Source organism: Desulfonatronum thiosulfatophilum (assembly GCF_900104215.1).
In the GTDB taxonomy this organism is placed as follows: domain Bacteria; phylum Desulfobacterota; class Desulfovibrionia; order Desulfovibrionales; family Desulfonatronaceae; genus Desulfonatronum; species Desulfonatronum thiosulfatophilum.
In genome coordinates this window covers 63053-77297 of record NZ_FMXO01000005.1, presented here as the reverse complement: position 1 = coordinate 77297, position 14245 = coordinate 63053, and the positions used below count along the sequence as shown (strand labels likewise).

The following is a 14245-nucleotide window of genomic DNA, read 5'->3' as shown; positions in this document are numbered from 1 at the left end:
AAAATTGGCAGGCCAGGAGGGATTCGAACCCCCATCCCCCGGATTTGGAGTCCGGTGCTCTAACCGTTAGAGCTACTGGCCTGCGGAACAGAGAAGATAATACTTACTTGGTTTCCCGATGCATCCGATGCCCACCACAGAAGGGACAAAACTTCTTCATTTCAATCCGTCCTGTAGTGTTTTTCTTGTTCTTCTCTGTCGCGTAATTGCGTCGCTTGCAATCAAGGCAAGCCAGCAAAATATTGATGCGCATGATAAGTCCTTCGGCTGACTATTCGATGATTTCGGAGATGACGCCGGCGCCTACGGTTCGGCCACCTTCACGGATTGCAAAGCGTACGCCGAGTTCCATTGCAATGGGAGCGATCAATTCAACGTTAAATGTCGCATTGTCCCCGGGCATGACCATTTCGACACCTTCCGCCAAGGTCACCACTCCTGTGATGTCCGTGGTCCGAAAATAGAACTGGGGGCGATACCCGCTGAAAAAGGGAGTGTGGCGTCCGCCTTCTTCCTTGGACAGGACGTACACCTCGGCAACGAAGCGGCGGTGGGGCGTGATGGATTTAGGAGCGGCAAGAACCTGACCCCGTTCCACATCCTCGCGCTTCACGCCGCGTAAAAGGGCGCCAATATTGTCGCCGGCTTGGCCCTGGTCCAGAAGCTTGCGAAACATTTCCACGCCGGTGCAGACGGTTTTGCGGGTTTCGTTGATGCCGACGATTTCAACTTCCTCACCCACCTTGACAACGCCACGCTCCACTCGTCCGGTGACTACGGTACCGCGTCCGGAGATGCTGAACACGTCTTCGATGGGCATCAGAAAAGGCTTGTCTATATCACGAACCGGCTCAGGAACGTAACTGTCCAGGGCGGCCATCAATTCAAAAATGCACTTGGCTTCGTCGCTGTCTGGATTGTCTGATTCCAGCGCCTTCAGAGCACTGCCCTGAATCACGGGCACATCGTCTCCAGGGAAACCGTACTTGGAGAGCAGCTCACGTACTTCGAGCTCTACCAGTTCCAGCAGTTCCGGATCGTCCACGAGATCGACCTTGTTCATGAACACCACAAGACACGGTACGCCGACCTGGCGGGCCAGGAGAATGTGTTCCCGGGTCTGGGGCATGGGACCATCCGTGGCGGCCACAACGAGAATAGCGCCATCCATCTGCGCCGCGCCTGTGATCATGTTCTTGATGTAGTCAGCGTGGCCAGGGCAGTCCACGTGGGCATAGTGCCGGTTGGCGGTCTCGTACTCAACGTGGGCTGTGGCAATGGTAATGCCGCGTTCCTTTTCCTCAGGCGCCTTGTCGATCTGATCGAAAGGAACATAGCTCGCTCCACCCTTGATGCTTAGCATCTTGGTGATAGACGCGGTCAAGGTGGTTTTTCCGTGGTCAATGTGACCAATGGTGCCAACATTAACGTGCGGTTTTGTCCGCTCAAACTTTGCCTTGCCCATACGATCCCCCTAACAAGATTTTTTTGATGAAATTTATGCCTACGGCGGCGAAATACGACACGAATCTAGCGGTTTTGAATGATTTCGCGACAGTGATATGGAGCCCACAACCGGATTTGAACCGGTGACCTCTTCCTTACCAAGGAAGTGCTCTACCGACTGAGCTATGTGGGCTAACCATGCTTCTAGGAGCGAGAGGGGGCCATTTGGAGCGGGAAACGGGACTTGAACCCGCAACCCTCAGCTTGGAAGGCTGATGCTCTAGCCAATTGAGCTATTCCCGCACAGGCGCTGACTATATGTGTAGTCCAGCAACAGGCCTTCATCGTCCTGTCTCCTACAGCTTTGTCAAAATTATGGTGGAGGGGGGAGGATTTGAACCTCCGAAAGCTTACGCTGACAGATTTACAGTCTGTTCCCTTTGGCCACTCGGGAACCCCTCCAAACTCTTCGTGGAGCTGGCGATGGGATTTGAACCCGCAACCTGCTGATTACAAGTCAGCTGCTCTACCGTTGAGCTACGCCAGCCACAAAGAGGAGACTTCTACATGCCCTCGTTCCAAAAAGCAAGGGGTATGAATGTCCAAAATTAAGTTTTTTATGGATTTTGCTTAACCATTTACAATCATCAACCATAATAATGTAATATATAAGGTTAATAGACAATAAATCAGGCTACCATGAATCAACTCAAAACACTTCCTGCGAAAATTCAAATTTCATCGGTCCGACGGAGTCAGAAAAACTTGTGAGGCAGCAAATTCAGAAAAGTCTGCCCCTGTACGCTTTATATTATCTATTAATGACATTCATGCGATACTAATGTCAAAGGCATCTCCCGAAAATACAAAAACGCTCCATCCGGCGGATAGAGCGTTTTTAAAGTCGGGAACTGAGCCTTGTTACGGGTTCAATTTCCGCTCCTGTGGAAAGACGGGCAGGTAGCGGTAAGACAGGCTGAGGATCAGTGCGCCGTAGGCAATGATAGCCAGGGAAGGCGCCCATTCCGCCCAGGTCGGCACATACACGTACCAGCGGTCAAAGGGCATGACCGGGTGGGCCAGTGTCTGTGCCGTCTGTACGTAGCGATTGATGATCACGCCGATACATGCCAGGATTGCTGCGCTGTACAGGATCCATGGCGTATTACGGGTTTTTGCGTAAAGCAGCAGGAATGCTGGAAAAATCCCGCAGATGATAAGTTCGGAGAACAAGAGCCATTTGCCGTAGGCCAATCCGTAGAAAACCTCGTCAAATGTCAGTCCGGATCTGGGGAGAATGCCGGCATACCATCCCCATGTATCCAGGAATTTAAAGAACATGTAGATAGCCAACATGGTTCCGGCAATCTTGCCCATCAAGGCCTTGACGCTGAAATCCACCAGTTTGCGCCCTGTCATTTTCTCCATGAGTGTGGCGACAAGCATAGTGAATCCAGGTCCGGAGGCAACAGCGGACAGGATAAAGAGAAAGAAGGTCCAGGGCCAGATAAAGAAGCCTTCACGGAATGCGTACGGCCGGGAAAAAAGCACGCCGTACATACCGCCCAGGGAACCTTGGTGAAAGAAGGACAGGAATGCACCGATACCGGCGAACAGCGGCATGATGACATGGAAGTTGTGCGCCAAGTGGTGCAGGAACTTGATCTTGTTCAACTTGCGGTTTTCCAGGATCAAGGGAATGAACTCAATGGTCAGGACCAACATGTACACAGTGATGCAAAAAATTACTTCCGTGAGCATGGAGTGAACGTTGGGGTGCCAGAAACCAAACCAGGCACGCAACGGCTGGCCGACCTCCAGGGTCAGGATCAGCAGTGCACCGGAATAACAAATAAAACCTATGATGACCGCCAGGTTGATAATGTTCTTCAACCCTTCCACGCGTACCAGATAATACAGTAGTCCGCTGAAAAAGGCGCCCGCACCGAGGGCGATGACTGCAAGGTCGAATATGATGTACAATCCAAAGGCGAAATAATTATCCATTCCCGTGACAATCAGTCCGCCGGCCCAGACCACATAGGCCGCGTAGACGCCCCAGGCTAAAACAGCGAAAACCACCGCCAACCACGCTATGAACAACTTCAAAGAACACCGCTGGACCCCTTCGGGCCACAATTCTTTATCGCTCATGGGTTAGACTCCTCCGACCGTTTCATGTTCCAAGTAATTGTCACCCAGCCTGCGCACCCATTCCCGTTTGCTGTAGTAATAGACCTGGGGATCGGTACCCAGTCTCTCGAGAAGTCGAAATGCATTCGGGCTCTTGGAGAGTTGATGCACTCTGTGCTCGGGATTCTCCAGATCTCCAAAGGTGATGGCGCCAGTGGGACACATCTCGACACAGGCCGGGATGTAGTCGCCTTCAGCCAGGGCATTCGGGTCACGGCCTTCGATACGTGCCTTGTCCCGAGCGTACATGAAGCGGTGGTGACAGAAGAGGCATTTTTCAACCACGCCTCGAGGCCGGGTCGACACGTCCGGAGTAAGAGTTTTTTCCATGCCCTCTGGCCAGACCGGATCGTGCCAGTTGAAATACCGGGCATGATAGGGGCAGGCGGCCATGCAATATCGGCAACCAATGCACCGGGCGTTGACCTGGCTGACAATGCCGCCTTCCTGGTTCTTGTCCGTGGCGATGACCGGACAGACAGGAACGCAGTTCGGGTGGCCGCATTGCAGGCAAGGCCTGGGCATATACGCCACGTCATGATCAGGATACGGTTTCTTGTTGGAGAGTTCGTAGACCAGGAGCCACGTCAAGCTGTAGCGTTTATCGGACGCATCCACGGGCGGGGCGATGTTGTTCTCCGCCTGACAGGCTACCATGCAGGCTCCGCAGCCGGTACAACTGTCGAGGTCTATGACCATTCCCCACTTGTATTTGAATTCCTTGAGATACAAAACCATATGCTCAACCTTCCTTTGCTAGGCTTTGGCAATGCGCACCCGGGAGTCGGCCCAGACAGGCAGATCGGTTCCCGGCTCGTAACGCACGGTCAATACGTTGTAGACATTCTCACCCTTGCCCCGGCTGAACTGATCCCATGCAGTGTGGCCGAAGCCCAGGGGAGCGGCCACCATATTCGGGCCGACACCTTCGAAGATGCGAACCCTGGCCGTGATCTCTCCGGTTGGTCCGGTCAGTTTGACCAACTCCTGGGCAGCTAACCCGTAGTTTTTCGCGGTCACCGAATTCATCCACACGTAGAACGTATTGCCCTGCATCTCCTGTTCGCCCAATAGGGGCAAGAGAAAGGGGGGAATGGCTATGTGCCTGGAGCCGTAAGCCCTGCTGTCCATGGCCACAAGACGCACGGGAAATGTCCAGTCATCCGTCTCCGGCGGTGCTGCCTGGGTCAGGATTCGTGTTCCCAGAAGCACTTCGGAATCATAAGGAACTTGCGTAGAGGCCCATACTGAACCTCTGGATATACTGCGCCAGAGGTTGCCGGAAGCGGACGATACGCTGGCGCCGGCACGAACTTCCCAGGGCTGGACCTTGTCCGTAAAGAATCCTTCCAGCTCCGTCAGGTTTGCGACTTTTGCCTCCAACACCTTGTCAAACGAGGCGAAACCAAGATCAAAACCCATCTTTTCTGCAACGCCGAGCAGCACGTCCCCGGTAGGTTTCGTGTCAAAAACAGGCTGAATCACCGGCCTGGTCAGGCTGTAACTTGCAAAGCCGGCTCCGTGAGGCGTCTGGACATCGTCAAAACGCTCCAGGAAATACGGAGTAGGCAGCAGCAGATCAGCCTGCGCCGCGGTTTCATCATAGAACGTGCTGAAGCTGACCAGGTAGGAACCCTGCATTGCCGTGGCCAGGGTGTTAGCCTGGGGCATGGTGAAGACCGGATTGGCTTCGTACACAAGATAAACAGCGGGCTTTTCAGCTCTACCGGCGGCAATTTCCTGGAGATAGGTCACCAAGTCCCTGGAACGAATCAGGGATCGCTCCTCGGCATCGGCAACAGCCTGGGGCATTTCCGGCAGAACGAAGACACCGCCGGGAGAATCCAGGTTGTTGAGCAGGAAGTTCAAGCTCAACGCAGCGGCAAAGCTGAATACGCCCCCGCCCTGGGAGATGGAGGAACCGGGAATGACCAACGGCCTGTCGGCGCGACGCAGCTTTTCAGCCAGGGAGGCCACTGTTTCCGGTGCGATTCCCGTCATGCGCTGGACATACTCCGGAGTATAACGGCTCATGACATGGTTGCGATAGGCGCTGAAATCATGGGCCTGGTTGGCCATAAGGCCGCTCTGCAGGAGGTGGTAGGCCACTCCGAGAGCAAGAATGCCTTCCTGTTCCGGAGCGACGGAAATCCACTGATCGGCTCCGCTCCCGGTATTGTTCTGCATGGGGCCGACATAGACGTATTCCGCGCTCGGATTCTCTCCGATACGCCGAGACGCGCCATACGCCTTCTTGTTTCGGACGATCGTCCCCCAGCTGTCCAACAAGTCCGCACCGAAGGCCACGACAAGATCCGCGTTCTCGATATCGAACCCAATGCTGCCCTGCTTCATGACTCGAGAAGCAGCGAGACTCTCACCCGGCATCAGGAAGAATGCTTGCGAACCCAGTTTGCCCAGAAAGGCGGAAAAGAGTTCATTGATGGTTCCATTCTCATCGCCGCTGATGCAGGCCACACTATTGCGCCTGCCTGTTTGAGCAGACAACTTTTCCTGGAGAAGAGCTTCGGCCTGCTCCCAGGAAATCGGCTGATGCGTCCCGTCTTCCTGCTTCTGCATCGGGCTTTTGATCCGAGCCGGGCTGTACAGCAGCTGCACGGCTGCTGCTCCCAGCGGACAGATGCCTCCCTGGCTCAACGGATGGTCTGGACGACCTTCGGCAACAACGGGTCGACCGCCGGCTGTCCGGATGTTCAACCCGCAACCGGCGGGACAGAGCTTGCATGTGGTTGCGGCATACGCACGCGGACCATATTCCAGTCGTGGAATCCACGGCCAGTTCTGGGTCCAGATGGCCGTGTCGTCGATGGATTTCCAAATCACCGGGGTGAACAGGGTCCCTGCAACACCCCCGGCAGCAAACGTGAGAAAACTTCTCCGATTAAGTGCCATTATTTCACCCTCTCCTATTTATGACAGATCTGGCAGGCGTTGGCAGCACCAAAGAACCGTTCCGGTTCCTGAGCGGCCACCGTGGCGTGACAGCGCTCGCAATCCTTCATCTTCATGGTGTCCTTGCTGTACTTCGTCAGCCGGTTTTCATAGTAGACCGGCAAGGTATTGGAACTGCCCACGTCCGGGTGACACGCGGTACAGTCGAATTCCCTGTGCGCGGCATGTGAAAAGAAGACATTGTCCGGCTGATATTGATAGACCAGCCATGGAACCTCGATGCCCTTTTCGTAAAACTCTTCCACGAACCTGATTTCGTCCGGATGGTCTCCCAAGGGAAAGGAGTGACACTCGGCGCACTGTGCGTTGGACGGTATTCCAGTGAAAGAGCCGTCCCTGCGGTAATCATGGCAATCCTCGCAGGCCATCCCGTACAGTTCCACATGGTTCTGATGCGTGAAAACCAGCGGCTGAGTTTTCTTGCTGAACAGCAACTGTGGAAAAATAAGCCATCCAAAAATCAAAGCAGCCGCGAACCCCACTACAAACGGCAGAGCGACTCCACCCGTACTCGATCCCCCTTTCTTTTCTTCCATCATGTTGCCTCACATGCTGTAATGTTGATGACGAAAAGAACCTCACGTTCCTGCATGAGCCCCAAATTTTCGGCACACTATGCAAGAGAGCAAAGTCCTGTCAAGCACAAATGAAATAATTCACGAATTAAACTGCATACTTTTCTTTTAAAAATTTGGACGGTTAGCATCACATTGCATTTGCCCTTCTTTCCAGTCAGCCGGCTGGTGAAGCCAGCCTTGAACCGAGTCCCGGCGCGGCGCGTAGCACCCTCTTACCGCTTCAAGCCTCGACTTGTCCTGAATTGCATGGTTTTTTTCGCACCAAACACCAAATGAATTCCGTCACTGATCTTCCGGTGTGTTCCCGGCAGGACTACGTCCATAGACATCATCAAACCGGACAATATCATCCTCCTCCAGATACGGGCCGCTTTGGATTTCGATTATCTCCACCGGAACCCTTCCCGGATTGGACAACCGATGCATGGAGGTCTTGGGGATGTCCACGGACTGGTTTTCCACCACGATCATCTCTTGCTCCCCAACCTGAACCAGAGCCGTCCCCTTGATCACGACCCAGTGCTCGCTGCGGTGATGGTGCATCTGCAGGCTCAGCCGGGCGCCGGGGTGAACCATGATCCGCTTGATCTTGTAGAATTGTTCCTCCTCTAGAACGGTATAACTCCCCCAGGGCCTGCGTACCGTGACATGCGCCTCGACAAGGGGTGACTTTTCAGCCTTCAGCCGGCCAACCACATCCTTGACCCGTTGAACCTGGTCCAGCGGGCAGACCAGCGTCGCGTCCCTGGTTTGAACAACGGCCATTTTCTCCAGACCTACCACGGCAAGTTTGCCGCCAGAGGAAAAAAACAGACTCTCACGGCAATCCAGGGCCAAAACATCCCCCGTGATTACACACTGATCATCGCTCTTGTCCCCCATACGGAACATGGCTTCCCAACTGCCCAGATCATCCCATTTGAAACCGGCTTCAACCACGGCCAAATGTCCGGCATGCTCCATGATCCCGTAGTCGATGGATATTTCGGGAATCCCCTTATATCCGTCAGCTAGGGGAGTCGCTTCACGCCCCTGCCACCAAATCCACAGATCCGGCTGCAATTCCTCAACCGCCTCCAAAAAAGCCTTGCCGGGTATGACGAACATACCGCTGTTCCAGTAATGTGTACCACCGGAAACAAATTCCTGCGCCTTGTCCAATGGCGGCTTCTCCACAAAGCCGGCCACCCTGAAGGCCTTCGCACTCAATTCCTCGGATTTGGCAATGTATCCGTAACCTGTTTCCGGCTTTCTAGGGGGAATGCCGAAGGTGACGAACCAATCCTGATCGGCCAGGTTTAAGGCCTCTTCCCAGTCGGACTCAAACTGATCCTGACCGCCGATCATGTGATCGGACGGAAAGATGCCCACCAATGGCTGCTGCGCGTGCAAGCTGATCCGATCCATACCGAGCATGATCGCCGGGAGAGTGTTTCTGGCCATGGGCTCCTTGAGCACATGTTGTTTCAGGTCAGGATGCAGTTCAGCGAGTTGGTTGCAAACCTCGAAAAAATGCTCTTCATTGGTCACGGTGACGATTCGTTCCGGTGGCAGCTTTCCCAGTAGGCGCTGCGCCGTTTGCTGCAAAAGAGTTTTCTCACCATTCAAAGCCAAGAGCTGCTTTGGCAGCAACGATCGAGACATGGGCCACAGCCGGGTGCCGGATCCTCCTGCCAGGATGATCGCCCACCCCCTGGACCAGATATCCATGTTCAAGCTGTTCTGCGTCATGAGCTTTCTCCATTTGCTGTAGTGGATTGTCCGCGCACATGCTTCTCGAAGCAGCCAATACCCTGCCCCTCCCATTGCCGCAACCCATTCCAGCATTATTCTAAAAACCGGACCTGCATTCGTTCAGCTAATTCTCGTGATATTCCGCGACTCAGCCGAGAAGTTACGCAACAGCGTTGATGGCCGGTTCAGGCTGAAATTGCAGCCTGAACCGAGATGAATATTCAGCACGACGCCCGGGGTACGAGGGCTCACTCGTCCTGACTTTACCTCTTCTCCGGGATGCTGTAATTTTTATTGTCGAAAAACGATTCTCAGCTCCTTGCTCTCAATAATATTGGGCGAATAGCGAGGATGCTCATTCGTGTCATGGTGAGCATCCGGAGGCAGTGTCCGAGGGAAGAGGTCATGTGATATCATACATTGTGCCGCGGTCGTTTTTTTCCCTTTACAACGGATCACTCCAAGATCCACAACAAATGCGGAGGCCCGATGCTGACCAAAAAAATCGAGGATGCCCTGAACAACCAAGTCAATGCCGAGCTCTATTCATCCTATCTTTACTTGGCCATGTCCGCTCATTTCAGCGAACAGAACCTGGACGGCTTTGCTCATTGGATGAACATGCAGGCCCAGGAAGAGCTCGCGCATGCCATGAAGTTCTATGCATTCATCAATGAACGCGGTGCCAGGATCACTCTCAAGGCCATTGAAGCGCCTCCTGTTTCTTGGGATTCGCCGCGATCCGTTTTCGAAGCTGTTTTGGAGCATGAGCAGAAGGTTACCAGCCTGATCAACAACCTCGTTGATTTGGCCATTGCCGAGAAAGATCATGCCACGAACATTTTCCTACAGTGGTTTGTCACGGAACAGGTGGAAGAGGAAGCCAGTGTGAATTCGGTGCTCCAAAAGTTGAAGCTGATGGGCGAAAACAGCGGAGGGCTGTTCATGATGGACCAGGAACTCTCCACACGTGCAGGCGCCTGTCCCTGCACACCGCAGGTATAGCTTTAACGCGCCTCATCGGCTAGCGCCTGCCCCTCAACCGGAGGTTCCAACCTTGAGCACCGGACACAACCCGAAGGAATTACCCTGACTGTCTTCTTTACCGGAGTAGCATGTCCGCTCCGGTAAAGAAGATGGCTCGTCCACGCAGCCAAAGCAAAACCTGGAGCTGAACATGCGCCCATCCAAAAACATCCTGATCGGCGGGGAAGCCGGTCAGGGTCTGGTCACGGTCGGTACGCTGCTGGCCAAGGCTCTGGCCAGAACAGGCTATGAAATATTTGTAACCCAGAGCTACCAATCCCGGATTCGCGGCGGGCACAACACATTGTCCCTTCGCACCGGAAACGCCTCGCTCCGGGCACCCGTAAGCGAGGTGGACATCCTTGTGGCCCTGAATGAGGAAACCGTCAACCTGCACGCTGAGGAACTGACTGATGAATCCTTGATCATGGTGGACGCGGAACACTCCGAAGGCAAATTTGATTCGAAAGTTCCGGATCGATCCCGGATTCTTCGGGTTCCCTTCGCCGAACTGGCCCCAAAGAAAATCTTCACGAACGTCGTGGCTCTGGGCGTGCTGGCCACTGTCCTGGGATTGCCCAAAGAGGTGCTCGCCAATCTTCTCCAGGAAACCTTCGCCCACAAGAAACAAGAAGTGGCGGATACAAACGACGAAGTCCTCACTGCAGCCATGGAATGGACCGTTGGACAGGACGTCACCTTCTTGCGGTTGCCGGAAGCCGGCAAGCAAATCAGGCGTATGGCTCTGGATGGCAACCATGCCGTGGCTCTTGGCGCCTTGGCGGCCGGCATAAGGTTTTGCGCTTTTTATCCCATGACGCCCGCCACGGGCGTGGCCATGAATCTGATAGCGGCCGCCAATGACTTTGGGTTGATCGTGGAACAGGCCGAGGACGAAATAGCCGCCATCAACATGGCCATCGGCGCCTCCTATGCCGGCGCTCCAAGCATCGTTCCCACTTCGGGAGGGGGATTCGCGTTGATGACCGAAGGCATCAGTCTGGCCGGAATGACTGAAACACCAGTGGTCATTGTCCTCGGGCAACGACCTGGCCCGGCCACGGGCCTGCCGACACGAACCGAACAGAGCGACCTGAACCTGGCTCTGTACGCCGGACACGGCGAATTTCCCCGCGCCATTCTGACGCCCGGCAATGTCGAGGAGTGCTTCCGGCTAACCCACATCGCCGTTGACATGGCCGAAAAATTCCAAAGCCCGGTGATCGTCATGACAGACCAGTACCTGGCGGACACCATGCAGGCGATCCCGCCCTTCGACCTGGAGATGCTTAACGAACCGGCTCGGCCCCAGCATCAGGGCGAAAGTAACGAATCCTATAAACGATACGCCTTCACCGAAAGCGGCATCTCTCCCCGCCTGCTTCCCGGGACGGGGAAGCACCTCGTTGTCCTGGACAGTGATGAACACGCGGAAGATGGACACATCACCGAGGACCTCAATGTCCGCGTCCGCATGGTGGACAAGCGTCTGTCCAAGGGGCGAAAAATTCGCGAGGCCACGTTGGCTCCAACTTATATCGGCGACGAGCAGAGCGATATCCTGCTGATCTGCTGGGGGTCAACGCTAGGCCCGGCGGAAGAGGCCGCTGAAATTTTACGCAAAGATGGAAAAAATGTCGGCGTCCTGCACTTCCGTCAGGTCTGGCCGCTGCGACCCGAACAGTTTCTGGACAGGATGGAAAAGGCCAAGGAAACCATCTGCATCGAAGGCAACGCCACAGGCCAGTTCGCCCATCTGCTCCAGCGCGAAACCCAATACAGCCCTTCACGGACCATCTTGCGTTACGACGGTCTGCCTTTCACAGCCTCGGACATTATAAAAGAACTGGATAACGGGGATGGGTAGGCGTGGCCAGGAAAATGTTTTTTGTACTGTTTCAAGGAGAAAAGTGAATGTCCTCAATACAAGATTACGGCGAGTTTGAGACGGCATGGTGTCCGGGCTGCGGCAATCATTCCATTCTCAAGGCTCTCAAGACAGCCTTGGCCGAGAGTGACTTGGACCCGCACCAGGTGCTCATGGTCTCCGGTATCGGGCAGGCGGCCAAGACGCCGCATTACCTGAGCTGCAATGTCTTCAACGGCCTTCACGGAAGGGCTCTGCCCGCTGCCATTGGGGCCAAACTGACCAACCCGAAACTGCACGTCTTTGTGGAAAGCGGCGACGGGTGCTCCTACGGCGAGGGGGGCAATCATTTTTTGGCCGCTTTGCGCCGCAATCCGGACATCACCATGCTCGTGCACGACAACCAGATCTACGGCCTGACAAAAGGTCAGGCCAGCCCCACCACCCAACAAGGTCAAAAAACAAAGGCCCAGCCCGACGGCGTACCTGCGGACTCCTTCAACCCAGTTGCCGTGGCCGTGACCATGCACGGAGGGTTCGTGGCTCGGGGATTTGCCGGCATGGCGGACCATCTGACCGATCTGATCCGGCAGGCTCATGCCTTTCCGGGGTTTGCGCTGGTGGACATCCTCCAACCCTGCGTCACCTACAACAAGGTGAACACCTTTTCCTGGTACAAGGAACGGGTCTATGAAATTCCCGCGGATCACGACCCGACGGACTGGGTTCAGGCCATGACCCTGGCCCAGGAGTTCGGGGACCGGATTCCCATTGGGGTCATCTATCGCAACGAAAATCGTCCCACGTTCGAATCCCGATTTCCCATCCTCCAGGAAGGCCCTTTATATGGTCGCATTCCGGACCATGCCAAATTGGAAAAGCGGATGGACGGCTACTGCTAAAGAGCCTTACATCTGTTCAGCATAGCCTGTACTCATCACAGGGCGTTGACTGAAACGGCTGGTTCTCATGGCGAGAATCAGCTGTATTTGCATTCGTTGCCAAATCTTCAGGTGGAACCGGCCAGATTCCTTCCATCATAACAACATATAATAGTAAGTCATTGAAAAATACCCCACCGAGCCGATGCACGGCCTTCAGCTGTTTTTTCTGAAGACTCGAAGCGTGCTATAGACGAGTCAAAACAGAGGGAGTGATTATTCCCTCAAAAGGATCGGGAAGCTGTTCAGGGCTGGAAAAAATTCGCTCGTTGACAGTCTTAGCCTGGCGCAGGGCTTTGCGATCCACGGGAAGATGATAGTCCAGTGAAGCAAGCAGGGTGCCGTCGCTGCTGCGCAAAACCATTGCCGTGATGTAAATCCGCCCATAAACAACGGAATACGTCCCAGTGAGCACCGAATAAGCATCCACGTCCTGATTGATCTTGTCCAATTCCCGGGACAAAGCAAACTCGCCCTGATCCTTCCGGATCAGCAAGGAGTGAGTGCGCAGGCGCACATCCACAATGTTCAAGCCGTGCTGGACAAACCGGGACCCGATCTGTTGCGGAATGATGCGTCCAAGCGGACTGGTTTGATCCAGATCATCCAGACTGACAAAGGTGGCCACGAGCATGGGGAACTCGAATGACGGCGATCCGCTGAGCAAGGAAAACAAAGCATCAGCCACGGTGTAATGCACCGCGATCAATTCAGCCGGCGGCTGTCGCGCGATACGTGGAACGTTTTGTCCCGGCGGAGAACAGCCTGTCAGCAATAATACTAGAAGAAGTCCTGTCAGAATCGCCGATACATTGCCGGCCATGGCTGCGCCGCCAACCGACGCATGCTTTTCTACGCGCCGTATTTGACCCCCGAGATGCTTTTTTATCAATAACGCCAATCTTCCGCGCCGTCCCAATTCTCTATGAACTGCCATTATCTTCTCCATTCAAGCAAATAAGAACACAAGCTCAAGGCGAGCATGCCCGGAGGCAAGTCTAAAGAATATCCCGGTGAATGCCGATAAGGCATGAAACATTACATCTCCAGATTGTAGCTATTCAGCCTATTCTTTAAGTACACAGGACTGGCCCGGTTTGACTTGATTTTGCGGTCTCGCATGTTTGACTGAGCCAGGATTTGTTCATCAAACCATTGCCAAGCACTTGAAGCTCCAAATGCTGTTTATTCACGCAATGTTTTGATGTTACGAAGCCGTCGAAGGAGTCCGCGAGGCCGCAAAATCTAGGCAAGCCGGACCTCAGCTGAGTAGTTGCCCCAGATTTTGAATTGGGGGATCAAATAAAACGGGGTGCAAAAAGTTCCCGGCGCCTCCCCGACAGCAAAAAAATGCAATATTTGATCCAATCTAAAACATGTTCATCCATGATTTCATGAGCAGGGCTGATGGATTATTTTCAAGAAACTCCTGCGCTGGGAAGCAGGGGTCTCAACACTTCCTTCAACCTCGTTACTTCTCCATCAAA

At 54.2% G+C, this 14245-nt stretch carries 11 protein-coding genes and 5 tRNA genes; 3 read left to right on the top strand and 13 right to left on the bottom strand.

Going from position 1 to position 14245, the window contains the following annotated elements:
* Positions 1-5: 5 nt before the first annotated feature.
* The 12 genes from BLP93_RS05220 to BLP93_RS05165 all read right to left on the bottom strand — a co-directional run bounded on the left by BLP93_RS05220 (position 6) and on the right by BLP93_RS05165 (position 8921).
* A tRNA-Trp gene (locus BLP93_RS05220) sits at positions 6-82 on the bottom strand.
* Positions 83-103: 21 nt separating this feature from the next.
* Positions 104-253, bottom strand: coding sequence for a 50S ribosomal protein L33 (gene rpmG, locus BLP93_RS05215; RefSeq protein WP_092118126.1), 150 nt, complete (start codon positions 251-253; stop codon positions 104-106).
* An 18-nt stretch (positions 254-271) separates the two neighbouring features.
* On the bottom strand, positions 272-1465 hold the full coding sequence (gene tuf / locus BLP93_RS05210; RefSeq protein ID WP_092118123.1) for an elongation factor Tu: 1194 nt from the start codon (positions 1463-1465) through the stop codon (positions 272-274).
* Between the two features lie 98 nt (positions 1466-1563).
* Positions 1564-1639, bottom strand: a tRNA-Thr gene (locus BLP93_RS05205).
* Between the two features lie 33 nt (positions 1640-1672).
* Positions 1673-1749, bottom strand: a tRNA-Gly gene (locus tag BLP93_RS05200).
* 73 nt (positions 1750-1822) lie between these two features.
* Positions 1823-1908 (bottom strand) — tRNA-Tyr (locus tag BLP93_RS05195).
* A 10-nt stretch (positions 1909-1918) separates the two neighbouring features.
* A tRNA-Thr gene (locus BLP93_RS05190) sits at positions 1919-1993 on the bottom strand.
* A gap of 374 nt (positions 1994-2367) precedes the next feature.
* Complete coding sequence (qrcD, locus tag BLP93_RS05185; RefSeq protein ID WP_092118120.1) at positions 2368-3600, bottom strand: menaquinone reductase integral membrane subunit QrcD; 1233 nt, start codon at positions 3598-3600, stop codon at positions 2368-2370.
* Between the two features lie 3 nt (positions 3601-3603).
* On the bottom strand, positions 3604-4377 hold the full coding sequence (qrcC, locus tag BLP93_RS05180) for a menaquinone reductase iron-sulfur cluster-binding subunit QrcC (protein WP_092118117.1): 774 nt from the start codon (positions 4375-4377) through the stop codon (positions 3604-3606).
* Between the two features lie 18 nt (positions 4378-4395).
* The gene (gene qrcB / locus BLP93_RS05175; RefSeq protein WP_092118113.1) at positions 4396-6552 is read right to left on the bottom strand and encodes a menaquinone reductase molybdopterin-binding-like subunit QrcB; all 2157 of its coding nucleotides are present in this window, start codon (positions 6550-6552) and stop codon (positions 4396-4398) included.
* A gap of 14 nt (positions 6553-6566) precedes the next feature.
* Positions 6567-7148 carry a menaquinone reductase multiheme cytochrome c subunit QrcA gene (gene qrcA / locus BLP93_RS05170; RefSeq protein ID WP_092118473.1) on the bottom strand — a complete coding sequence of 194 codons (582 nt, stop codon included), beginning with the start codon at positions 7146-7148 and terminating at the stop codon, positions 6567-6569.
* 324 nt (positions 7149-7472) lie between these two features.
* Complete coding sequence (locus tag BLP93_RS05165) at positions 7473-8921, bottom strand: mannose-1-phosphate guanylyltransferase/mannose-6-phosphate isomerase (protein WP_092118110.1); 1449 nt, start codon at positions 8919-8921, stop codon at positions 7473-7475.
* 492 nt (positions 8922-9413) lie between these two features.
* Here BLP93_RS05165 and BLP93_RS05160 point away from each other — a divergent pair, with 492 nt between their 5' ends.
* The 3 genes from BLP93_RS05160 to BLP93_RS05150 all read left to right on the top strand — a co-directional run bounded on the left by BLP93_RS05160 (position 9414) and on the right by BLP93_RS05150 (position 12719).
* Entirely contained in the window at positions 9414-9929 is a 516-nt protein-coding gene (locus BLP93_RS05160; RefSeq protein WP_092118107.1) for a ferritin, read from the top strand.
* Between the two features lie 172 nt (positions 9930-10101).
* Positions 10102-11817, top strand: a complete 1716-nt coding sequence (locus tag BLP93_RS05155; protein WP_092118104.1) for a 2-oxoacid:acceptor oxidoreductase subunit alpha — start codon at positions 10102-10104, stop codon at positions 11815-11817.
* 47 nt (positions 11818-11864) lie between these two features.
* Entirely contained in the window at positions 11865-12719 is an 855-nt protein-coding gene (locus BLP93_RS05150; protein ID WP_092118102.1) for a thiamine pyrophosphate-dependent enzyme, read from the top strand.
* Between the two features lie 226 nt (positions 12720-12945).
* Here the strand turns inward: BLP93_RS05150 and BLP93_RS05145 are convergent, their stop codons facing one another.
* Positions 12946-13581 (bottom strand): FlgO family outer membrane protein, encoded by a 636-nt coding sequence (locus BLP93_RS05145; protein ID WP_139162929.1) that lies wholly within the window; start codon positions 13579-13581, stop codon positions 12946-12948.
* Positions 13582-14245: the final 664 nt, after the last annotated feature.